Origin of the sequence: Streptomyces beigongshangae (assembly GCF_019710745.1) — a bacterium.
Lineage (GTDB): Bacteria > Actinomycetota > Actinomycetes > Streptomycetales > Streptomycetaceae > Streptomyces > Streptomyces beigongshangae.
Genome location: NZ_JAHKJW010000020.1, coordinates 33,301 through 54,539, shown reverse-complemented (window position 1 = coordinate 54,539; position 21,239 = coordinate 33,301). Strand labels below are relative to the sequence as shown.

Annotated in this window: 19 protein-coding genes; 5 read left to right on the top strand and 14 right to left on the bottom strand. The window is 71.9% G+C overall.

Annotated elements, in window-relative coordinates:
- Positions 1-2: 2 nt before the first annotated feature.
- The 5 genes from KM933_RS17660 to hemL form a co-directional block, all read right to left on the bottom strand.
- Entirely contained in the window at positions 3-770 is a 768-nt protein-coding gene (locus KM933_RS17660) for a cytochrome c biogenesis CcdA family protein (RefSeq protein WP_221353229.1), read from the bottom strand.
- 6 nt (positions 771-776) lie between these two features.
- Positions 777-1,412, bottom strand: a complete 636-nt coding sequence (locus KM933_RS17655; protein WP_221353227.1) for a TlpA family protein disulfide reductase — start codon at positions 1,410-1,412, stop codon at positions 777-779.
- A gap of 148 nt (positions 1,413-1,560) precedes the next feature.
- Positions 1,561-2,880 carry a polysaccharide deacetylase family protein gene (locus KM933_RS17650; RefSeq protein ID WP_221353225.1) on the bottom strand — a complete coding sequence of 440 codons (1,320 nt, stop codon included), beginning with the start codon at positions 2,878-2,880 and terminating at the stop codon, positions 1,561-1,563.
- A gap of 287 nt (positions 2,881-3,167) precedes the next feature.
- Entirely contained in the window at positions 3,168-3,842 is a 675-nt protein-coding gene (locus KM933_RS17645) for a histidine phosphatase family protein (RefSeq protein ID WP_221353223.1), read from the bottom strand.
- The gene (gene hemL / locus KM933_RS17640) at positions 3,839-5,158 is read right to left on the bottom strand and encodes a glutamate-1-semialdehyde 2,1-aminomutase (protein ID WP_221353221.1); all 1,320 of its coding nucleotides are present in this window, start codon (positions 5,156-5,158) and stop codon (positions 3,839-3,841) included. The genes KM933_RS17645 and hemL overlap by 4 nt, the downstream gene beginning before the upstream one ends.
- Positions 5,159-5,571: 413 nt before the next feature.
- Here hemL and KM933_RS17635 point away from each other — a divergent pair, with 413 nt between their 5' ends.
- A complete protein-coding gene (locus KM933_RS17635; RefSeq protein ID WP_221353219.1) occupies positions 5,572-6,234 on the top strand; it encodes a hypothetical protein in 663 nt (220 codons plus the stop codon).
- 128 nt (positions 6,235-6,362) lie between these two features.
- Here KM933_RS17635 and KM933_RS17630 read toward each other — a convergent pair whose 3' ends face one another.
- The 8 genes from KM933_RS17630 to KM933_RS17595 all read right to left on the bottom strand — a co-directional run bounded on the left by KM933_RS17630 (position 6,363) and on the right by KM933_RS17595 (position 15,091).
- Complete coding sequence (locus KM933_RS17630) at positions 6,363-7,676, bottom strand: ABC transporter permease (protein ID WP_221353388.1); 1,314 nt, start codon at positions 7,674-7,676, stop codon at positions 6,363-6,365.
- A 5-nt stretch (positions 7,677-7,681) separates the two neighbouring features.
- Positions 7,682-8,479, bottom strand: a complete 798-nt coding sequence (locus KM933_RS17625) for an ABC transporter ATP-binding protein (RefSeq protein ID WP_221353217.1) — start codon at positions 8,477-8,479, stop codon at positions 7,682-7,684.
- A 309-nt stretch (positions 8,480-8,788) separates the two neighbouring features.
- Entirely contained in the window at positions 8,789-10,183 is a 1,395-nt protein-coding gene (locus KM933_RS17620) for a sensor histidine kinase (RefSeq protein ID WP_221353214.1), read from the bottom strand.
- Complete coding sequence (locus KM933_RS17615) at positions 10,184-10,891, bottom strand: response regulator transcription factor (protein WP_221353212.1); 708 nt, start codon at positions 10,889-10,891, stop codon at positions 10,184-10,186.
- 150 nt (positions 10,892-11,041) lie between these two features.
- On the bottom strand, positions 11,042-11,788 hold the full coding sequence (locus KM933_RS17610) for a GAF and ANTAR domain-containing protein (RefSeq protein WP_221353210.1): 747 nt from the start codon (positions 11,786-11,788) through the stop codon (positions 11,042-11,044).
- A 339-nt stretch (positions 11,789-12,127) separates the two neighbouring features.
- The gene (locus KM933_RS17605; protein ID WP_260333707.1) at positions 12,128-12,880 is read right to left on the bottom strand and encodes a GAF and ANTAR domain-containing protein; all 753 of its coding nucleotides are present in this window, start codon (positions 12,878-12,880) and stop codon (positions 12,128-12,130) included.
- A gap of 385 nt (positions 12,881-13,265) precedes the next feature.
- Complete coding sequence (locus KM933_RS17600; protein ID WP_221353208.1) at positions 13,266-13,937, bottom strand: CE1759 family FMN reductase; 672 nt, start codon at positions 13,935-13,937, stop codon at positions 13,266-13,268.
- Positions 13,934-15,091 carry an LLM class flavin-dependent oxidoreductase gene (locus KM933_RS17595; RefSeq protein WP_221353206.1) on the bottom strand — a complete coding sequence of 386 codons (1,158 nt, stop codon included), beginning with the start codon at positions 15,089-15,091 and terminating at the stop codon, positions 13,934-13,936. The genes KM933_RS17600 and KM933_RS17595 overlap by 4 nt, the downstream gene beginning before the upstream one ends.
- A 300-nt stretch (positions 15,092-15,391) precedes the next feature.
- Between KM933_RS17595 and KM933_RS17590 the strand changes: the two genes are divergently transcribed.
- Positions 15,392-16,195, top strand: a complete 804-nt coding sequence (locus KM933_RS17590) for an SDR family NAD(P)-dependent oxidoreductase (RefSeq protein WP_221353204.1) — start codon at positions 15,392-15,394, stop codon at positions 16,193-16,195.
- A gap of 66 nt (positions 16,196-16,261) precedes the next feature.
- Here KM933_RS17590 and KM933_RS17585 read toward each other — a convergent pair whose 3' ends face one another.
- The gene (locus KM933_RS17585) at positions 16,262-17,455 is read right to left on the bottom strand and encodes an RtcB family protein (RefSeq protein WP_221353202.1); all 1,194 of its coding nucleotides are present in this window, start codon (positions 17,453-17,455) and stop codon (positions 16,262-16,264) included.
- 203 nt (positions 17,456-17,658) lie between these two features.
- Between KM933_RS17585 and KM933_RS17580 the strand changes: the two genes are divergently transcribed.
- From KM933_RS17580 to KM933_RS17570, 3 genes are all read left to right on the top strand, one after another.
- Positions 17,659-18,576: a DUF3558 domain-containing protein gene (locus tag KM933_RS17580; protein ID WP_221353200.1), complete on the top strand. Its 918-nt coding sequence runs from the start codon at positions 17,659-17,661 to the stop codon at positions 18,574-18,576.
- A gap of 108 nt (positions 18,577-18,684) precedes the next feature.
- A complete protein-coding gene (locus tag KM933_RS17575) occupies positions 18,685-19,554 on the top strand; it encodes a DUF3558 family protein (protein WP_221353198.1) in 870 nt (289 codons plus the stop codon).
- A 187-nt stretch (positions 19,555-19,741) separates the two neighbouring features.
- Positions 19,742-21,184, top strand: coding sequence for a DUF2637 domain-containing protein (locus tag KM933_RS17570; RefSeq protein WP_308013436.1), 1,443 nt, complete (start codon positions 19,742-19,744; stop codon positions 21,182-21,184).
- Positions 21,185-21,239: the final 55 nt, after the last annotated feature.

The window sequence follows — 21,239 nt, the reverse complement described above, 5'->3', positions numbered from 1 at the left end:
GATCAGACCCCTACCGTGAAGCCGTCGGACCAACCCTGCATCTCCTGCACGATGCCGTCCCACGCGCCGGTCAGCAGGAGCAGACCGGTCGCGACCATCATGCCGCCGCCGATACGCATCACCCACACGTAGTGGCGCTTGACCCAGCCGAAGGCACCCAGCGCCTTGCGGAAGGCGACCGCCGCGACGACGAAGGGCAGACCCAGGCCGACGCAGTACGCGACCGTCAGCACGGCCCCGCGTCCGGCGCTCGCCTGGTCGAACGCGAGTGCCTGCACGGAGGCGAGCGTCGGGCCGATGCAGGGGGTCCAGCCGATCCCGAACAGCGCGCCCAGCACGGGAGCACCGGCCAGCCCGGCGACCGGCCGCTTGTGGAAGCGGAACTCCCGCTGGGTGAGCCAGGGCATCATGCCCATGAAGAAGACACCCATGAGGACCATGAGGACGCCGAGCACCTTGGACAGGGTGCTCTGGTGCTCCTGCAGGGTCGAGCCGAAGTAGCCGAAGAGGGCGCCGCCCGAGACGAAGACCGCGGTGAAGCCGAGGACGAACAGCGAGGCCCCCGCGACCATCCGCCCGCGCCGCGCCTCGGCGAGGTCGGTGCCGCTGATCCCGGTGACGTACGAGAGGTAGCCGGGCACGAGCGGCAGCACGCACGGCGAGAAGAAGGAGACGAGCCCGCCGAGGACGGCGATCGGGACGGCGAGCACCAGGGCCCCGGTGAGGACGGTCTGGTTGGCGTCGGTGCCTGCGGCTGCGAGAAGGGACACGAGCGGTCACTTCTCCGCGAGGATCGGCTTGATCATCTTGCGCAGGTTCGCCTCGCTCAGCGCGGCCAGCGACCGGGAGGCGACCTTGCCGTCCCGGTCCAGCACGAGCGTGGAGGGGATCGCCTGCGGGTTGAGCGTGCCCTTCTTGAAGCGGAGCATCAGCTTGCCCGTGGGGTCGTACAGGCTCGGGTACTCGACGCCGTGCGCCTTCTCGAAGGCGATCGCGGGGGTGGTGCTGGTGTCGCGGGTGTTGATGCCGACGAACTGCACTCCCCGGTCCTTGAGGTCCTCGGAGACCTTGACGAAGTTCTTGGCCTCCAGACGGCACGGGGCGCACCAGGAGCCCCAGACGTTCAGGACGACGATCCTGCCCTTGTAGTCGGCGACGTCGAGCCGCTTGCCGTCGATGGTCTCGCCGGACAGGTCGGGGGCCTGGGCGCGGCTGCCCTTCTCGACCGTCGCGATGCCGTCGGAGCCGGTGACGAAACCGGTGTCGCCCGCCCCGCCGGACGTGCCGCCGGACCCGCACGCGGACAGGAACAGCGCGGCGGCGACGGTCCCGCAGGTCAGTGCGGCGGCTCGGTTGCGGACGGGGCCACGGGTCCGGTTCGTGCGCCGGGGGGCGCGGCTGGCGGCACTCATGTGAAAAGTTTCGCATGTCCGTTCCGAGGATCTTGCGCACCCCCCTCACGGGGCGGAGCCGCCGCCCCGGGCTCCGTTCCGGGCACCGCCCCGGGCTCCGTTCCGGGCACCGCCTCGGGCTCGGTTCCGGGCAGCCCCGGGAGGATCATCAAGCGGCCTTCGCCGGGCCCTTCATCGAGCCCGGCCCGCTGCTCCCCGGGCCCGGCCCGCTTCCGGAGCGGGTCGGGACGTCGCCGAGGAAGGCGTTCCACCCGCCGGCCGGCTCCTGCCCCACCCCCAGCGACCGCAGCTTCTCCAGGACGGCCGCGTCCTGTGCGTCGAGCCAGTCCACGAACTGGCGGAACGACACCAGGCGTACGTCCTTCTTGCCGGCGATGTGCTTCAGCGCGCCCTCGACGGCGTCCATGTAGATGCCGCCGTTCCAGTCCTCGAAGTGGTTGCCGACGAAGAAGGGCGCGCGGTTCGTCTCGTACGCGCGCGTGAAGCCCGCTATGTACGCGTCGGTCGCCTGCTTGCGCCAGGCCGGGTAGTTGGCGGGCGGGGCCTGGGTGGAGTTGACCGACTGGTTCGCCAGGATGTTGTAGTCCATGGAGAGGACCTCGAAGGTGTGCCCGGGGAAGGGGATCGCCTGGAGCGGCAGGTCCCACAGCCCTTCCTTCTTCCCGGGCCAGACCTGGGTGCCGCCGGGCGAGGAGGCGTCGTAGCGCCAGCCGAGCTCGCGGGCGGTGGGCAGCAGGTTGTCCTGGCCCTTCAGGCACGGGGTGCGGCCGCCGACGAGTTCCTTCTCGTAGTCGAAGGGCAGCGGGGGCACCTCGTCCTCGCTCCAGCCCGTGTTCGTGCGCCACTCCTTCACGAAGGACTTCGCCTGGGCGATCTCGCTCTTCCACTGGGCCGGGGTCCAGTTCTCGACCGTGCCGGTGCCGCCGCAGAAGTGGCCGTTGAAGTGGGTGCCTATCTCGTGCCCGTCGAGCCAGGCCCGCCGGAGGTTCCTCAGCGTCGACTTGATGTGGCCGTCCGTGAGGTAACCGATGTCGGACGCGCCCGGCGCGTTGTTCGGCGGGAGGTACTTGCGCTTTTTCGACTCGGGCAGGAGATAGAGCCCGGAGAGGAAGAACGTCATTCGCGCGTCGTGTTCTTCGGAGAGTTTCAGGAATCGCTCGAAGAGGCCGTTGCCGACGTCTCCCGCACCGTCCCAGGAAAAGACGACGAACTGCGGCGGGGTTTCGCCGGGTTCGAGGGGTACGGGTTTGCCGGGCTGCCCGGGCTGCTTCCCGGTGAAGGAGGTGGAGCCGTCGCCGAGGGAGCGGCCGGGGCGTCCGCCCCCCTCGCCACCAGCGCCTCCGGAATCCCCGACACCGCCGGAGCCGTCGGAGTGGTTCCCCAGGGCGGTACCGCAGCCCGCGAGTCCCACGGCCGCCGCGGCTCCGGCCCCGATCCCCAGCATTCCCCTTCGACTGATGTCGCGCATTCCCGTCCCCTGTTCGTCGTGCCGGTGCCCAAGAAATCTGGGCACCGGGTTAGAGGGCACGACGAAGGGCGGGGTTCCCGCTCACCTGCGGATATTCCGGTGACCGTTCGACGACGAACTTGTGACGGCCAGCAGGAGAACCGCCCTCATGGAATACGCGTCACCGTCACGGCACTCTCCGTCAGCGGCACACCCTCGACGGACGCGCCCGTGAGGGGCGCGGGGAACTGCGCGCCCGGCCCCCCACCCACCCGCACTACGAGGAAAAGCCGGGCGGAGTCGGAAGGCTAGGCCCCGTACGCCTTGGACTTGCCCTTCACCGGCTTGGCCCCCGCCCGGAGGTGTGCCGGCACCAGATCCCGCGCGGGCTCGGTGTACCCCACGGACACGATCTTGTCCCCGCGGTACGTGAACGTGGTCAGGGACGCCAGCGTGCACTGCCGCTTCCGCGGGTCGTGCCACAGCCGCCGCCGCTCCACGAAGGACCGCAGTGTCCAGATGGGCAGCTGGTGGCTGACGCACACGGCCTCGTGCCCCCGGGCCGCGTCCCGGGCGGCGTCCAGCGCGCCCATCATCCGTACGACCTGCTCCAGGTACGGCTCGCCCCAGGACGGCTTGAACGGGTTGACCAGGTGCTTCCAGTTCTCCGGCCTGCGCAGCGCGCCGTCCCCGACCCCGAACGCCTTGCCCTGGAAGACGTTCTCGGCCTCGATCAGCCGGGCGTCGGTCGTGAGCTCCAGACCGTGCGAATCGGCGATCGGGCCGGCCGTCTCCCGGGCCCGCTCCAGCGGGGAGGAGACGACGTGCGTGACGTCCCGCGGGGCGAGGTGCTCGGCGACCCGCTCGGCCATCCGCCGCCCCAGCTCGGACAGGTGGTACCCGGGCAGCCGCCCGTAGAGGAGACCGTCCGGGTTCTCCACCTCCCCGTGCCGCATCACGTGTACGACGGTGATGTCACTCATGCTGCCGTGGCCTCCGCTGCTGCCCGTGCCGCCGCCGGAAGGGCGTCGGCGATCCGCTGTACCGCCTGCTCGTCGTGCGCCGTCGAGACGAACCAGGACTCGAACGAGGACGGCGGCAGGTAGACGCCCCGCGCCAGCATCGCGTGGAAGAAGGCGTTGAAGCGGTACGACTCCTGCGCCCTCGCGTCCTCGTAGGTGCGTACGTCCGCCCCGGTGAAGAAGACGGAGAACATGTTGGACGCGTTCTGCAGCCGGTGCACCACACCTTCCTTGGTGAGGGCGTCCGCGACGAGCGTACGGATCTGCTCGGACACCGCGTCGAGCCGGGCGTACGCCGCGTCGTCGAGCAGTCGCAGCTGGGCGAGGCCCGCCGCGGTGGCGACCGGGTTCCCGGACAGCGTGCCGGCCTGGTAGACGGGGCCCGCGGGCGCGAGGTGCGCCATCACGTCCTCGCGCCCGCCGAAGGCCGCGGCCGGGAAGCCGCCGCCCATGACCTTGCCGAAGGTCATGAGGTCGGGCACGACACCGTCCACCCCGTACCAGCCGGCCCGGCTCGTACGGAAGCCGGTCATGACCTCGTCGGAGATGTAGAGGGCACCGTCGGCGGCGCAGGCGTCCTTGAGGCCCTGGTTGAAGCCGGGCAGCGGCGGTACGACGCCCATGTTGCCGGGCGATGCCTCGGTGATCACGCAGGCGATCTCGCCGGGGTGCGCGCGGAAGGCCGCGCGGACGGCGTCGAGGTCGTTGTACGGAAGGACGATGGTGTCCCCGGCCTGGGCGCCGGTGACGCCGGGGGTGTCGGGGAGCGCGAACGTGGCCAGGCCGCTGCCGGCGGAGGCCAGCAGGGCGTCCACGTGCCCGTGGTAGCAGCCGGCGAACTTCACGACCTTGGCGCGTCCGGTGAAACCGCGCGCGAGCCGGATGGCGGACATGGTCGCCTCGGTGCCGCTGGACACGAGCCGGACCTGCTCGACGGGTCCGACGCGCGCGACGATCTCCTCGGCGAGCGCGACCTCCCCCTCGCCGGGCGTGCCGAAGGAGGTGCCGCGGGAGACGGCCTCCTGGACCGCCTCGATCACCTCGGGGTGGGAATGGCCGAGGATCATCGGCCCCCAGGAGCAGACGAGGTCGACGTACTCCCTGCCGTCGGCGTCCGTCAGGTAGGGCCCCTTGCCGGACACCATGAACCGGGGCGTACCGCCCACGGCGCGGAACGCGCGGACGGGGGAGTTCACGCCGCCGGGCGTCACGGCCGCCGCACGGTCGAAGAGGCTCTGCGAATGTGGGGCTTCGTAACTGTAGGGCAGTTCGGTCATGACCTGCGGTTTCCTCGCGGGCGGACGTCGGACTCCTCCAGCCTAGGACAGCCGGCGTTCCCGCCGGAGGCGGCGCCCCCTTCCCCGGACCGGTCGGGATCCCTTTCCCGGACCGGTCGGGACGCGGCACGTCCGCGGGCCGCCGGCTCAACTGCGGCCGCCCGGACCCCGGCTGCGACGTGCTCCGGAATCTCCGCCCTCATGGCCGGACGCGGGGGCCGGGGTACGCTGAGGCCGTGAAGCCGAGGCTTCGTAAGGTGGCTCACACGGACCATGGTGTCGGAGGCTGCGAAGATCCCGCGGACAGGTGTTTCAGCGCACGTTTCGGCGTGCGGCCGTTGGGGAGGTCACTGTCACGATGATCGGGTCGCGTGGCGGGGGTCGCGCGCCCCAGAAGGCAGTCGGGTGGAGATATGCATCGCGGTGGCGGACTGGGCGAGGGGACCGATGACCTCGGTCCTCGGCGTGCCCGGCGGGGGAAGCACCGACGCGAGGCGGAAGCGGCCGAAGCACGGCAGGCACAGGGATCGCAGGGCGAGCCTGAGCGGATCGAGCCGTCCGCGCGTATGGACGGTATGGACTACACGGACCGCGGGGCGGACCAGCTCAGGCCAGGAAGCAGCGGGAATGGTGGCCGGGTGGGGGTGACCTACAAATACTTCGGGGCCCCGGACGGCGCGACCGCCGCCCGCGTCCCGATCTCCATGCGCCCGGAGGAGCTCGGCGGTGACGAGCTCGGTATGAACGGCATGTTCACGAAGATCAAGCCGGAGACGATGGCCGCGATGGTCCTCACCGGCATAGAGGGCATACCCCTGCACAAGGTGCCCCCGCTCGAACTGGTCGTGCTCCACCCCGACTACGCCGTCGTCAGGCTCCCCATGACGGTCGTCGACCCGCTGCGCGGCATAGGCGAGGAGGCCGTGGGCGCGGCGGCCTTCATCTGGTCGACGGTCCCGGACCGCGGCGGCCCCCGGGACGCGTTCAACGTCTACCGACTGCTGCACGAGTGGCAGGACTTCAGCCACCGCCTGCACGAGGCGGGACACCAGCCGTACTGCCTGGTCTGGCCCTGAGCCGAGGGCGCCGAAGCTCACCTTCGGGCGCCGGCCCCGTGGCATGAGCACCGCAGAGGGGTGTGGGCAACCGCTTGAAGCGGTTGCCCACACCCCTCTGCGTCGCCCTGCGGCGTCCTGCGACCACCTCATGCGGCCAGTGACACCGCCTGGACCGCGGAGTCCTTCAGTGCCCGCCGGGCCGTGAGGAGGCTCGTCCCGAACGTCGCCGCCGCGGCCACCGCCACGATCGTGAGCCAGATGCCCAGCCCCTGGTCCGGCAGGACCCCGTCCGTGCGGACCATCGTGAACGGGACGGCCCCGGCCAGCGCGGCCACCGCCCCGAAGGCGACACCCGTCACCGTGAGGAGGAGGGACTCCAGGCCGATCATGTGCAGGATCTGCCCCGGGGTCGCCCCCGCGAGCCGCTGCTGCCCGAACTCCTTGCGCCGGTAAGTGGTCGACGCGTAGAGGGAGTTGATCAGCATGATGCAGGAGAAGACCACGATGATCCCGACGATCACCAGGTTGAGGGTCTCCAGGTTCTTCGCGTCGACCGACTTGGGCACCCCCGCCGCGTCGATGGCGTCGTTCTCGACGGCCTGCATGTACAGGGTGGCCGTGGCCATGCCGGTGAAGAGCGTCAGCGGCACCAGGACACCGGAGAGCCGGGCGGCCTGCACCCGCAGGATGCGTACGGCGAGGTAGCCGCTCGGACCCGTCAGCGGCAGCCGGCCGACCAGCGCCTTCAGCAGACCCGGTGCCAGGAGCCCGAAGCCGACCGACAGCAGGATCGAGCCGTACGCGGGCGGCGCCATCAGCATCTCGTCGGTCCCGGACAGGGCGAAGGTGGAGCAGACCGACACCGCGCCGAGCACCAGCGCGGCGACGACGAGGAACCTGCGCCCCTTGCCGCGGGGCCGCGTCCGCCGGACGGTGGCCCGCCGCACGGCGAGGAACGCCGCGCCCGCCGCCGCGACCACCGTGGTGGCGAAGCCCGAGTACAGGGCGATCGGCCCGAAGGCGTGGTCGACGGAGTCGGCGACCTGCCCGCTGTCCTTGAAGAGGTCGAGCAGCATCCGCCCGGCCAGCAGCGAGGGAACGACGGCGAGCAGCGCGCCCACCAGGGCGACGACCACCGACTCCCCGACGACCATGCGCCGGATCTGTGAGGGCGTGGCACCGGAGCAGCGCAGCAGCTCGATCTCCGAGGAGCGCTGGCGCACGTTCACCGTCAGCGTGGAGGCGACGGCGAAGAACACCAGCAGGGTCCCGTAGCTGCCGACCACGCCCGCCGCGCTGGACAGGGTGTCCTTGCTGACGGCGTCGACCCCCCGCGCGCCGGCCGTGTCCTGCATCGAGTTGAAGGTCATGACGATCGTCGCGCCCAGGAAGGCCGACAGCAGAGTGGCGGCGAAGCGTCCGGGGCGCTGCCGGACGGAGCGCATGGCGAGGGCGAACATCATGGTCAAGCCCTCGCCATCACGTCGTCGCCGAGGTGCACGAGGCGCTCGGCCACCGCGTCCACGGTCGGCTGGTGCATCTGGCCGGCGAGCCGGCCGTCCGCGAGGAACAGGACCGAGTCGGCGTACGAGGCCGCGACCGGGTCGTGGGTCACCATGACGACCGTACGGCCGTGGACGCGTACCGCCTCCTGGAGGAGCAGCAGGACGTCCCGCGCGCTGCGGGTGTCCAGGGCGCCGGTCGGCTCGTCCGCGAAGATCACACTCGGCTCGGTCACCAGCGCGCGGGCGATGGCGACGCGCTGGCGCTGGCCGCCGGAGAGCTGGTCGGGCCGGTGGCCGAGGCGGTTGCCGAGGCCGACGGCGGTGAGGGTGTCCCGCACCCGCTCCCGGTTCACGCGGCGCCGGGCGAGCTTCAGCGGCAGGATCGTGTTCTGGGCCACGGTGAGTGTGTCCAGCAGGTTGTACTGCTGGAAGATGAAACCGATCCGGTTGCGCCGGAACTTCGTCAGCTCGGCCTCCGTGCCGCCGGTCATCTGCGCACCGTCGACGGTCACGATGCCGCTGTCGGGCCGGTCGAGCCCGGCCGCGCACTGGAGCAGCGTGGACTTGCCGGAGCCCGAGGGCCCCATCACCGCGGTGAAGGTGCCGCTCGCCAGGCTGAAGGTCACCTCGTCCAGCGCCCGTACGGCGCTGTCGTCGCTCCCGTAGGTCTTGCTGACCTTGACCAGGCGCAGAGCCATCCCGGCGGGGCCCGCCCCATGGCCCTCGGTACGTCGATCGGTTCGGCGGAACATCGTCATCAGCCTCCGTCGGGCACGGTCCGCGCCCCGCTCCCGGGCACTCCCTGTGCCCTGATCAATACGCTACGGAGGAGGAGGCTTCGGCACATTGGGCACAGAGCCCGTATCGGCGGGTGTACTCAGCACCACCCCCACGGCCCGGCAGACCCCCGTCCGGCACGGCCCTCGACCTGGGCTCTCGGCCCGCACCCTCCCGCCCGTCCCTCGCCCGGCCGTGTCCCTTCCACCGCCCTTCCGGGGCCCTTCCAGGGCCCCGCTCCCGGCCTGGCGGCCCCGGGTCACCCACCACCCGTCACCCGTGACCCGTCGCTACGCGCCGCGCACCGTGAACCCGGTCACCGAGCCGCCGCCCTCCCGGCGCACGGCGAACGGCTCCCCGCCGTGCGCGGCCGCCACCTCGCGCACGATCGACAGGCCCAGCCCGGAGCCGGGCAGGCTCCGGGCGTCCGGCGCACGGTAGAAGCGGTCGAAGACCCGGTCCAGGTCCTCCTGCGCGATGCCGGGCCCGCGGTCCCGCACCTCGACGCGGACGGTGTCCCCGGCGCGGGTCACGACGAGTTCGATCGGACCGGTCCCGCCCCGGTCGAACTTCGCCGCGTTCTCCACCAGGTTGGACACCGCCCGCTGCAACGCCGCCGGCCGGCCGTCGACCGCCGGGTCCCCGGACACCCGTACCGTGACGGCCCGCCCCGTGCGCCGGCGGGCCGTCACCGCCACCTCGTCCGCGAGGTCGGCGAGGCTCACCCGGCGCGGCGGCTCGGTGTCGGACCGGCCGGCCGCCAGGGCGACCAACTCGTTGACCAGGTCGGTGAGTTCGCGGGACTCCTCCGCGAGGTCGGCGACCAGCTCCGTACGGACGGCGGGCGGGAGCTCGTCGATGCGGCGCAGCAGCGAGATGTTCGTCCGCAGCGAGGTCAGGGGCGTACGCAGTTCGTGTCCCGCGTCCTGGACGAGGCGCCGCTGGTCGTCCTCGGACTGGGCGAGCCGGCCCAGCATGCGGTCGAAGGACCGGCCGAGCCGGCCCACCTCGTCGTGTCCGGCGACCGGCACCTGGATGTCGAGGCGTCCGGTGCGCGCCACGTCCTCGGCGACGCCGGTGAGCCGCACCAGGCGCGAGGTGATGCGCCGGGCCAGCCACCATCCGAAGAGGCCCGCGGCGGTCACCACGGCGGCCTCCAGCAGCACGGTCCGCTGCTGGAGGTCGCGCAGCAGGTCCTCGGTGCCGCTGAACTCCTGCGCCACCTGCACGGCGCCCCGGCCGCCGCCGAGCGAGACGGTCGCGACGCGGTACACGTCGTCGCCGTCGCCGACCTCGACGTCCCGGTGCACCACCAGCCGCCCGGCGGACCGCCCGGCCGCGACCGGACGGTCCGCGGCGCCCACGGGCAGCGGCGGGTGGCCCCGGTCGACGACGGACCCGCCGGGCCCCAGGACCTGTACGACCGTGCCGCTCGGCCGGACGATCTCGTCGCGCGGGCCGCCGTCGGTGTCGCCGGTGGTGAAGTCCGCGGGCGACAGGGGGTTACGGCGCACCTCGTCGAGCAGGTCCCGCACGACGCCCTCGAAGACGGTCTGCTGGTCCACGCGCACCAGCCGGGCGGCGGCGTCGTACGACAGGAAGCCGATGAGCACGGTGACGACCGCCGCCACCGCCGCGAACGACACCGTGAAGGTGGTGCGCAGCGAGGAGAGTCCTGGCCGCACTCAGCCCTCCCTCAGCACGTATCCCACACCCCGCACCGTGTGGATCGGGGAGGGCGCGCCGGGCTCGTCGAGCTTGCGCCGCAGGTAACCGACGTACACGGCGAGGTTCTTGGAGCCCGGGCCGAAGTCGTAGCCCCAGATGCGGTCGTAGAGGGTGGTGTGGTCGAGGACCGTGCCGGCGTGGCGGGCGAGCAGTTCGAGGAGGTCGAACTCGGTGCGGGTGAGCTCGATCTCCCGCGACCCCCGCCAGACCCGGCGGGCCTGCGGGTCGAGGCGCAGGTCCGCGGCGACGATCCGGCCGTCGGACGCGCGCCGCGGTTCGCCGGGTACGTCGTCGGGCGGGCCCGTGCGCCGCAGCAGGGCCCGGAGCCGGGCGAAGACCTCCTCGACGTCGAAGGGCTTGACCACGTAGTCGTCGGCGCCGGCGTCCAGGCCCGCGATGCGGTCCGCGGTCTCGACGAGCGCGGTGAGCATCAGGACGGGGGTGCGGTCGCCCTCGGCACGCAGGGCGCGGCAGACCTGGAGGCCGTCCGTGCCCGGCATCATCACATCGAGGACGAGCACGTCGGGCGGGTCGCGGCGGACCGCGGCGAGCGCCTGGTCGCCGTCGGCGACGGCGGTGACCGCGTAGCCCTCCAGGGTCAGGGCCCGCTCCAGGGCATGGCGGATCGCACGGTCGTCCTCGGCGAGCAGCAGGGTGTGGGGCACGGGACCAGTCTGCCAAGCCCGCCGCGGCGTACCGCCCGCCGAGTACGGGGGCGGCCGGGCCCCACCGGATCCGCGGCCGGTTCCAGGACCCGGGCCGTCCGGCACCCGGTTCAACCGTCCGGCACCCGGTTCAACCGTCCGGCACCCGGTTCAGCCGTCCTGGGCCGTCTGCGGCCGGCCGGGGGGAACGGCGGGCAGGAATCCGGCGTCGACGACGTCCATGGCGACCTTCTTGATCAGGATCCGGTGGTGGCCTGCGTGACGGCGCATCGCCTCGAATGCCTGGTCGGGGGAGACGCCGCAGCGGGCCGCGATGACTCCTTTGGCCTGCTCGATGATGATGCGGCTGCGCAGGGCGATGCGCAGCTGCGCGTTGACGAACTCCTGCTCGCCCGCGGTGCGGGCGTGCAGCAGGCCGATGGTCGCGACGTCGGCGAACGCCTGGGCGAGTCTCAGGTCCTGCGGCGTCAGGGAGCGGCTGTCGGTGTGCAGGAGCAGCAGGGCGCCGACGCTGTCCTTGCGCAACCGCATCGGCAGGGCGCTGGGCGGTGCGTAACCGGCCTGCCGGATCCGTGTGTCCAGCCGCGGCCAGCGCGGCGGCGTGCGGTCGGCCGGGGCGCCGGGGAGGACCTGCCGGGCGGTGCGGAAGGCTTCCACGGCCGGTCCCTCCTCCAGGGCCGCGTCCAGGACGCGTTGCAGTCCGGGTCCGGGGTCGCAGGGCGCGGGACTGTACAGACCCGAGCCCGGATGGCCGAGGAAGACCGCGGCGTCGGTGACGTCCAGCAGTTCCTGGCAGCGGACGGTCATCCGCTGCAGGAACTCGATGACGTCGAAGTTCTCCACCAGCGTGTCGGCCAGTTCCACGAACGCACGCGAGATGTTCTCCTGTCTGTTCATGCTTCCTCTCCTCGGACAAGGGCTCCCGCGAAGCCACGGAAGGACCGGGGTTGCTCTGTCATGCCGGTGCTCCCCCACGATGACGGCCGGGCGGCGTCACCGGGGTCCGGTCGCGAGGACGGGGACGAACCGGGCGGGGACGGACCGGACGGTGCGACGGACCGGACCGGGGACGGGCCGGACGGTGCGACGTCCTGCACCGCGTCGCCCGCGCGAAGGAGCCTGCCGCTCGGCCGGCCCGGCCGGCCGTCCGTACCCAGTGAAGTCCTGTCGGCCCCTTGCGGGACACCCCCTCGCGGGCGGTGGCCGCCGACGGCGGCCACCGGTTCCGCGGTCCCGTCATCCGTCGAACGTCCCCGGGGGCAGACGGCGCGCGAGGACCGCCCGGGCGAGGTCGGTCAGGGACCGGCCGCCGGCGATGGCGTGGGCGCGCAGCCGCAGGAGGGCTTCGGCCGGGGGGACCCCGAGCTCGACCGAGAGGAAACCGGTGGCCTGGTGGATCTCGGCGTGGTACAGCGCCAGGTCGGGCCTCGGGCCGGTCTCCTCCTCCGGGACGGCTTTCGGGCTGTCGAGCAGCAGGGGTACCAGGTCATGTGCCAGACGGTGGACGTCGCGCTGCCGGGCGGCGGTCAGCGGGCCGGGAGCGACGCGGTATCCGGTCAGTACGCCGACCGTGGCGGCACCGATCCGGATCGGGACGGCGATGACGGAGCGGACGCGGGTGTGCGCGGCAGCCGGGAGGAAGGCGGGCCAGCGTGCGGGGTCGGTGGCGGCCAGGTCCGGCTCGGCGCAGAAGTCGCCCCGGCGGGCGGCCTGCACCGTGGGTCCCTCGCCGAGGGTGAACTGCAGTTCCTCCAGCTCCGGTCCCAGTCCCTCGGCCGGGTCGCTCCACACCAGTTCCAGCAGATCGCCGAGGACTACCGCGCTCACGGTCAGCGCGTCCAGACCGAGACGCCGCGCGGTGCCGGGCGGCACCGCGCGCAGTCCGCCGTCCGGCCGGAGGGCTCCTCCCGCGGGAGGCGGAGACGCCGACGGACCGTCATGAGGTCCCCCGGCGCCGTCCGGAGCGGCGTTCTGGTCGGATGCCTGCATGTCACAGGACCTCTCGGCCGCTACGGCCGCCATGACCGCTGTGAGCGCCGTGGCCGTCGTCCGCGCGAAGACCCTCGTCCGCGCGAAGACCCTCGTCCGGTGCGAGCTGCTCCCCCTCCGGCTCTCCGCGCCTCTCGTCGGAGACGGCGAAGTGGCCGGCCCTTCCCGCTCCGTCCGGGGCCGCCGTGCGGCCGGGGACCGGCGGGGTCCGGCGCCGCCCGTTCGCCGGGACCGTCGGTCCGGGCATGGAGTGACCGGTGTTCATGGTGTGTTCTTTCCCGCGCGTCGACGACGGAGAACCCGTCCGACGGGAGCGGAGCTGCCCGGCGGGAACGGACACCTCCCGTGTGCACCTCACCCACCCGGTCAAGGTGAACCGAACGGCCTACTCGGGCCGCAGCGCCGCCAGCTGCTCCGCGAAGGGAGTCACCTCCAGGCCGCCGACCCGCACGGACCCGTCCCGCCGCGCTCCCGGCACGGGCCCGTCGGCCGCACCCCGCGCGGCACCCGTTCCGGCCCCCGTCCCCGCCACCGTCAGCGCTCCCATCAGCGCCGCCAGCTCCCCCGCGGCCCGCCCGGTCCGCTCGGCGAGCCCCTCCGCGCCCCAGTCCTCGGACGCCGCGTAGACCGCGGTCGGCACGACCACCGCCCGCAGGTACGCGAACAGCGGCCGCATCGCGTGCTCCAGCACCAGCGAGTGCCGCGCCGAACCCCCGGTGGCGGCGATCAGCACCGGCTTCCCCGCCAGCGCGTCACGGTCCAGCACGTCGAAGAACGACTTGAACAGCCCGCTGTACGAGGCCGAGAAGACGGGCGTCACGACGATCAGCCCGTCCGCGGCCGCCACCGCGTCCAGCGCCGCACCCAGCTCGGGCCCGGGGAACCCGCTGGTGAGGTGGTGCGCGATCGCCACCGCGAGGTCCCGCAGCTCCACCACCTCGACCTCGGCCGGAGCCGTCGCGGGGACGCGCCCCACGACGGCCGCCGCGAGCCGGTCCCCCAGCAACCGCGTGGACGACGGAACGCTCAGCCCCGCCGAGACGACGACGAGCTTCATGACGCGGCCACTTCCTTGCCGGCAACGGCACCGGAACCGGCACCGACACCAGCACCAGCACCAGCGGCGGCACCGGAACCAGCGGTGGCCGCGGCCACCCGCGCCGCGTGCGTGGGCGCCTCCGGCACCCCCGCCGGACGCCCCTTGGCGAACTCCTCGCGCAGCACGGGCACGACCTCCTCGCCCAGCATGTCGATCTGCTCCAGCACGGTCTTCAGCGGCAGCCCGGCGTGGTCCACGAGGAACAGCTGCCGCTGGTAGTCACCGGCGTAGTCCCGGAAGGACAGTGTCTTCTCGACGACCTGCTCGGGCGTGCCGACCGTCAGCGGGGTCTGCCGCGTGAAGTCCTCCAGCGACGGACCGTGCCCGTACACCGGCGCGTTGTCGAAGTACGGCCGGAACTCCCGCACCGCGTCCTGCGAGTTGCGCCGCATGAACACCTGTCCGCCGAGCCCGACGATCGCCTGCTCGGGCGTGCCGTGCCCGTAGTGCGCGTACCGCGACCGGTACAGCTCGACCATCTGCTTGGTGTGGTCGGCCGGCCAGAAGATGTTGTTGTGGAAGAACCCGTCCCCGTAGTACGCGGCCTGCTCGGCGATCTCCGGCGAGCGGATCGAGCCGTGCCAGACGAACGGCGGCACCCCGTCCAGCGGTCGCGGCGTCGACGTGAACGACTGGAGCGGCGTACGGAACTTGCCCTCCCAGGTCACCACGTCCTCGCGCCACAGGCGGTACAGCAGGGCGTAGTTCTCGACGGCGAGGTTGATGCCCTGCCGGATGTCCTTGCCGAACCAGGGGTAGACCGGGCCGGTGTTGCCGCGCCCCATCATCAGGTCCACGCGCCCGTCCGCCAGGTGCTGGAGCATCGCGAAGTCCTCGGCGATCTTCACCGGGTCGTTGGTGGTGATGAGGGTGGTGGAGGTGGAGAGGACGATGTTCTCGGTGCGCGCGGCGATCCAGCCGAGCATGGTCGTCGGCGACGACGGCACGAACGGCGGGTTGTGGTGCTCGCCGGTCGCGAAGACGTCGAGCCCGACCTCCTCGGCCTTCTGCGCGATGGCGACCATGGCCTTGATCCGCTCGTGCTCGGTCGGGGTCCGGCCCGTGGTGGGGTCCGGCGTGACGTCGCCGACGGTGAAGATCCCGAACTGCATGGCTGCCTCATCCCTCGCAGGTTGTTTACGATTCAACTATACCCGCAAACGAGCCCCCCGCCCGGACTATTCCCCCCTCCCCCTCCCGCCTCGTCCAGGGATTGCCGGTGCCCCGTCCTGCGGTCCGGGAACGGCCACCCATGCCGCGACACCAGAGGCATCGTCGACACCAGAGACATCGTCGACGCCCCGGACCTCTTCTCGCGCGCCCGCCTATCCTGGCCGGTGAAGCAATCGACCGTACGAGCGAGGCGCGGTGGCAGGCCGTCGCGCCCGCGCCCTCCCCCGAGGAGCAGCCCCATGACCGCCGCCGCACCCGCCGGATCCGCCGCGAGCGCCGCACCCTCCCCCGCCTCCCGTATCGCCGTCGTCACCGGCGCGAGCAGCGGGATCGGCGCCGCGACGGCCCGGCAGCTGGCGGCCGCGGGCTACCGGGTGGTCCTCACCGCCCGCCGCAAGGACCGCATCGAGGCACTCGCGGAGGAGATCACCGCGGCGGGCGGCCAGGCGACGGCGTACGCGCTGGACGTCACCGACCGCGCGGCGGTCGACGAGTTCGCGACGGCTTTCAGGAAGATCGGCGTCCTGGTCAACAACGCGGGCGGCGCGCTCGGCGCCGACCCGGTCGCGTCCGGCGACCCGGCGCAGTGGCGCCAGATGTACGAGACGAACGTCATCGGCACGCTCAACGTCACCCAGGCCCTCCTCCCCGCGCTGACCGCGTCCGGCGACGGCACGGTGGTCGTCGTCTCCTCGACCGCGGGCCACGGCACCTACGAGGGCGGCGGCGGCTACGTGGCCGCCAAGCACGCCGAACACGTCCTCGCCGAGACCCTCCGCCTGGAGATCGTCGGCACACCGGTGCGGGTCGTCGAGATCGCCCCCGGCATGGTCAGGACCGACGAGTTCGCGCTGACCCGCTTCGGCGGCGACGCCGAGAAGGCGGCGAAGGTCTACGCGGGGGTGGCCGAGCCCCTCACCGCCGAGGACGTCGCCGACACGATCACCTGGACGGTCACCCGCCCCTCCCACGTCAACATCGACCTCCTGGTCGTACGTCCCCGGGCCCAGGCGTCCAACACGAAGGTCCACCGGGAGCTGTAGGAGGCCGCGGGGCTGCGGGGCTGAAGGGCTGCGGGGCCGCAGGAGGAAGAGCCGCGGCGGCTTCCGTCAGCCCTTCACACAGACGACCTGCTTCAGCTTCGCCACGACCTCGACCAGGTCCCGCTGCTGGTCGATGACCTGCTCGATCGGCTTGTACGCGGCCGGGATCTCGTCCACCACGCCGGAGTCCTTGCGGCACTCCACGCCCCGCGTCTGCTCCTCCAGGTCCTTGGTCGAGAAGCGGCGCTTGGCGGCGTTGCGGCTCATCCGCCGGCCCGCCCCGTGCGAGGCCGAGTTGAACGCCTTCTCGTTGCCGAGGCCCTTCACGATGTACGAGCCGGTGCCCATCGAGCCCGGGATGATGCCGTACTCGCCGGAGCCCGCGCGGATCGCGCCCTTGCGGGTGACCAGCAGGTCCATCCCCTCGTACCGCTCCTCCGCCACGTAGTTGTGGTGGGCGCTGATCTCGGGTTCGAAGGTCGGCCCCGCCTTCTTGAACTCCTTGCGGATCACGTCCTTGAGCAGCGCCATCATGAGCGTGCGGTTGTACCTGGCGTACTCCTGCGCCCAGAAGAGGTCGTTGCGGTACGCCGCCATCTGCGGGGTGTCCGCGACGAAGACGGCGAGGTCGCGGTCTATCAGGCCCTGGTTGTGCGGGAGGTTCTGCGCGATGCCGATGTGGTGCTCGGCCAGTTCCTTGCCGATGTTCCGGGATCCGGAGTGCAGCATGAGCCAGACCGAACCGTCCTCGCTCAGACAGACTTCGACGAAGTGGTTTCCCGATCCGAGCGTTCCCATCTGCTTCGTGGCGCGCTCCTGACGGAATTTGACCGCTTCCGCCACTCCGTCGAAACGCCCCCAGAAGTCGTCCCACCCGCCGGTCGCGAGGCCGTGGAAGCGGCCCGGGTCGACGGGGCTGTCGTGCATGCCCCGCCCCACCGGGATCGCCTGCTCGACCTTCGTGCGCAGCCGGGACAGGTCGCCCGGCAGGTCGTTGGCCGTCAGGGAGGTCTTGACCGCGGACATGCCGCAGCCGATGTCCACCCCGACCGCCGCGGGGCACACCGCGCCCCGCATCGCGATGACCGACCCGACCGTCGCGCCCTTCCCGTAGTGCACGTCCGGCATGACGGCCAGGCCCTTGATCCAGGGCAGCGTGGCGACGTTGCGCAGCTGCTGCATCGCGCCGTCCTCCACCGACGCCGGGTCCGCCCACATACGGATCGGAACCTTCGCCCCCGGCACTTCCACGTACGACATATCGTCCTCATTCCCCCGCGAAACCAACAGAAGTCGTGAAACGCAAAACCGGCGCCAAGGCCAACGTTCAGGACAACGGACCGGCATCCACGGCAGTGCGTGCGATACACATTGTCTCCAGGGCCCGCCCCCGCGCGGCAACCGAATAACCACAGGACACCCTGGTCGCGAGCAGTTCCGCGGCCCGTCGAGAGGAGCCCTCCGTGCAGCGGAAGGCGTACGTACCCGGCGTCGCCGCGCTCCTGGCGGTACTGCTGGCGGGCTGCACCGGTGGATCGCCGGACGACGGCGACGAGGACGACGCGAAGTCGGGCGACACGGCGACGGCGGCCGCCGCACCGCAGCCCGGCAGGTACCGCACCCTCCCCGAACCCTGCGGCGCGGTGTCCCGCAGCACGCTGGACTCGCTGCTGCCCGGCATCCGGCAGCTGACGGACGAGGAGCGGCGCGAGAGGACGTACGAGGGGACGGCGACGGTCACGTACGACACGGACCGGAAGGTCGGCTGCCGCTGGAAGGCGGAGTCGGCGACCGCGACGGACCATCTGCTGGTGGACTTCGAGCGCGTGGTGTCGTACGACAACGCGGTCAGCGACGACGACCGCGCGAGCGACATCTACGCGAAGAAGGAGGAGGCGGCGGACCTCCCGGAGCCGGCCGCGTCGACACCTCCCTCATCCGCCTCGCCCGACTCAGCAGAATCATCGGAATCATCGGAATCATCAAAAACCTCTGATTCACCCGACTCACCCGACTCGCCCGATTCATCCGGCTCGACCAGCCCTTCCGGATCCAGCTCCCCCCGTCCCGGTTCCTCCGAACCCGGATCGTCCGGCACGTCGGCTTCGCCGGACTCCGACGTGACCGGCACCCCGGGCTCCCCGTCGGCCGCCCTCCAGCCCCGGACACTCGACGGGCTGGGTGACGCGGCCTTCCTCGACGACGCCCTGACCGACTCCAAGCAGCGGACGGTGACTGTGGTGTTCCGCACGTCCAACGTCGTCGTGACCATCCAGTACGACGAGCAGCCGGCGACCACCACGGACATCCCGAGCAGCGAGGAAATGCAGGACAGGGCGCGGAAGCTGGCGAGCCGGCTGGCCGGGACGTTCAGCGATTAGGGGCGTCCGGCGGGACGTCCGGCCTCGGCGGAACCCGAGCCGCACCTGTCCCGTTCGGGCTACCGTGGCCGTTCGCACGTACACCCGAGCGTCTTGAGTGAAGGAACCATGCACCGATCCGTACAGGGACACCGCAAGCGACTCGCCCGCATCCTGGCCGGGGCGGCCGCGGTCCCGGTGATGCTCGTCGCCTCCGGCTGCTCCTCGGACTCCGGTGACGGCTCCGGCGACGAGGCGAAGAAGGACACGAGCGCCTCGGCGTCGTCCTCGGCCACCGAGGAGGCGGACCCGGTGGTGAAGGAGGCGGCGTACGCGAAGCTGCCCGAGCCGTGCAAGGTGTTCTCGTCGAAGACGTTGAAGGAGCTGGTCCCGGAGGGCACCGAGTCCGGCAAGGAGGGCACGTCGGACGACGTCGCCACGCGCGGCAGCTGCTCCTGGGACAGCCTCGACAACAACGGTGTGGAGGGCTCGCAGTTCCGCTGGCTGAACGTGTCCCTGCTGCGTTTCGAGTCGGACCAGACCCGCGGCACGGGCGAGAAGCTGGCCTCGGAGTACTACACGAAGCACGCCGCGGACGCGCGTGCGGTCGAGGAGGCGAAGAACGCCGAGTCGAAGCCGGTGTCCGGGACGGGCAACGAGGCGACGCTGGTGACGTACGAGCTGAAGAAGAAGGAAGGCACCTTCAAGCAGCAGACGCTGGTGACGCGGGTCGAGAACGTCGTCGTGACGGTCGACTACAACGGCGCGGGTCTGGCGGGTGACGACTCCCCGAAGGCGGCCGACCTGTCGAAGGCGGCGCAGAAGGCCGCGAAGGAGGCCGTGCAGGCGGTCGTCGCCGCGAACAAGGGCGGCGGGAACGAGGGCGACGGGAACGGGGACGGCGGCGCGAGCACCGGTTCCAGCGCCGGCCCCACCGACAGCGCCAGCGCCAGTGTCGACGAGGCGTCCGGCCAGGGCTCGGACCTCGCCAAGGGCTGACGCCGGGGGCCCGGTCATCGCTGTCGCGAACTCGTGGCCCCCACCAGGACGTTCGACGGAGCCCGGCCCCGACGGAGGCCGGGCTCCACCCGTACCGGGCCGGGCTTCGGCCGTACCGGGCGTCCACGCCCCGTACACATGTGCCACTCTGTTGCGCGCAACAGGTCGTAATGGGAGGGGAGTACGGGTGGCCGCGCCTATGCAGCTCACCAAGACGCACCGGATCCTCATCGGGGTGGTCGTCTTCGGAGCGGTCGTCATCGCAGCGATCGGCTTCGCCGGTTCCTACGCGGCGGTACGCGAACTCGCCCTGGAGAAGGGCTTCGGGAACTTCAGTTACGTGTTCCCGATCGGCATCGACGCGGGCATCTGCGTCCTGCTCTCGCTCGACCTGCTCCTCACCTGGATCAGGATCCCGTTCCCGTTGCTGCGCCAGACGGCGTGGCTGCTGACGGCGGCGACGATCGCGTTCAACGGCGCGGCCGCCTGGCCGGACCCGCTGGGCGTCGGTATGCACGCGGTCATCCCGATCCTGTTCGTGGTCTCCGTGGAGGCGGCCCGGCACGCGATCGGCCGGATCGCGGACATCACGGCCGACAAGCACATGGAGGGCGTGCGCCTCACCCGCTGGCTGCTCTCCCCGCTCCCCACGTTCCTGCTGTGGCGCCGGATGAAGCTGTGGGAGCTGCGCTCCTACGAGCAGGTCATCAAGCTGGAGCAGGAACGTCTCGTCTACCAGGCGCGGCTGCGTTCGCGCTTCGGCCGCTCCTGGCGCCGCAAGGCACCGGTGGAGTCCCTGATGCCGCTGCGGCTGGCCCGTTACGGCGTGCCGCTGGCGGAGACGGCCCCCTCCGGTCTGGCGGCGGCGGGCATCGAGCCCGCGCTGCTGCCCCCGGCCCCCCGGCCGCAGACCGAGCTGGAGCTGGAGCGCGCCGAGGTGCCCGCGTCCACGGCCGGTGCGGTCGCCGTCCCGCCTCGGGTGGGCCCCGCGGAGTCTCACGACGGCCGGCGGCGTCCGGAGCGGCAGGAGGACCGCCGTTCCGTCACGGAGGAGGAGTGGGCCCGGGAGCAGGACCGGCCGGACCACCCGCACTACCAGGACCAGGACCAGGAGCGGGAACGGGAGCGGGAGGAGGAGCCGGAGCCTGAACCGGAGTTCAGCCCGTGGTTCGCTCCCCCGCACCAGGAGGTCGTCTACGAGGGCGGCTACGACCCGACGTACGTGCCCGACGACCCGATGTGGGCGCAGTACGAGGCGCAGCAGGCCCAGTACGAGGCCGAGCAGCGCCGCGCGTCCCGGAACGGCCGGCCGGACGGACAGGTGCTGGAGGAGTACGAGGAGCGGGAGCCCTCCCCGGAGGACACGGGCACCTTCCCGATCCCGTCGGGCCCCAACCGCACCCGTCAGCTCGGCGAGGGCGGCGGCACCCCGGTCCAGGAGCCGGACGAGGAATCGTTCTACCAGCTCTTCAAGCGGTCGATCAACGGCAGCTACCCGACTCCGCGCGAGTTCGGCGCCGACGTCGAGTCGGAGTTCCGCGTCGACATGTCCGAGCAGGAGGCCAAGCGGCTGGTCGCGCGCTTCGCGAACCGGCACGCCGTGGAGCTGGAGGAGGACCACATCGCGTAGGCGCGTACGCGAAAGCGCAGGCGCGTACGTGAAAGCGCAGGCGCCTGCGCTTTCG

What these genes read in the sequence shown, in the direction of transcription:
- KM933_RS17655 (WP_221353227.1), bottom strand. Translation starts at nt 1,412, where the DNA reads ATGAGTGCCGCCAGCCGCGCCCCCCGGCGCACGAACCGGACCCGTGGC.
- KM933_RS17650 (WP_221353225.1), bottom strand. Translation starts at nt 2,880, where the DNA reads ATGCGCGACATCAGTCGAAGGGGAATGCTGGGGATCGGGGCCGGAGCC.
- KM933_RS17645 (WP_221353223.1), bottom strand. Translation starts at nt 3,842, where the DNA reads ATGAGTGACATCACCGTCGTACACGTGATGCGGCACGGGGAGGTGGAG.
- hemL (WP_221353221.1), bottom strand. Translation starts at nt 5,158, where the DNA reads ATGACCGAACTGCCCTACAGTTACGAAGCCCCACATTCGCAGAGCCTC.
- KM933_RS17635 (WP_221353219.1), top strand. Translation starts at nt 5,572, where the DNA reads ATGCATCGCGGTGGCGGACTGGGCGAGGGGACCGATGACCTCGGTCCT.
- KM933_RS17630 (WP_221353388.1), bottom strand. Translation starts at nt 7,676, where the DNA reads ATGTTCGCCCTCGCCATGCGCTCCGTCCGGCAGCGCCCCGGACGCTTC.
- KM933_RS17625 (WP_221353217.1), bottom strand. Translation starts at nt 8,479, where the DNA reads ATGACGATGTTCCGCCGAACCGATCGACGTACCGAGGGCCATGGGGCG.
- KM933_RS17610 (WP_221353210.1), bottom strand. Translation starts at nt 11,788, where the DNA reads ATGAACAGACAGGAGAACATCTCGCGTGCGTTCGTGGAACTGGCCGAC.
- KM933_RS17605 (WP_260333707.1), bottom strand. Translation starts at nt 12,880, where the DNA reads ATGCAGGCATCCGACCAGAACGCCGCTCCGGACGGCGCCGGGGGACCT.
- KM933_RS17600 (WP_221353208.1), bottom strand. Translation starts at nt 13,937, where the DNA reads ATGAAGCTCGTCGTCGTCTCGGCGGGGCTGAGCGTTCCGTCGTCCACG.
- KM933_RS17595 (WP_221353206.1), bottom strand. Translation starts at nt 15,091, where the DNA reads ATGCAGTTCGGGATCTTCACCGTCGGCGACGTCACGCCGGACCCCACC.
- KM933_RS17590 (WP_221353204.1), top strand. Translation starts at nt 15,392, where the DNA reads ATGACCGCCGCCGCACCCGCCGGATCCGCCGCGAGCGCCGCACCCTCC.
- KM933_RS17585 (WP_221353202.1), bottom strand. Translation starts at nt 17,455, where the DNA reads ATGTCGTACGTGGAAGTGCCGGGGGCGAAGGTTCCGATCCGTATGTGG.
- KM933_RS17575 (WP_221353198.1), top strand. Translation starts at nt 18,685, where the DNA reads ATGCACCGATCCGTACAGGGACACCGCAAGCGACTCGCCCGCATCCTG.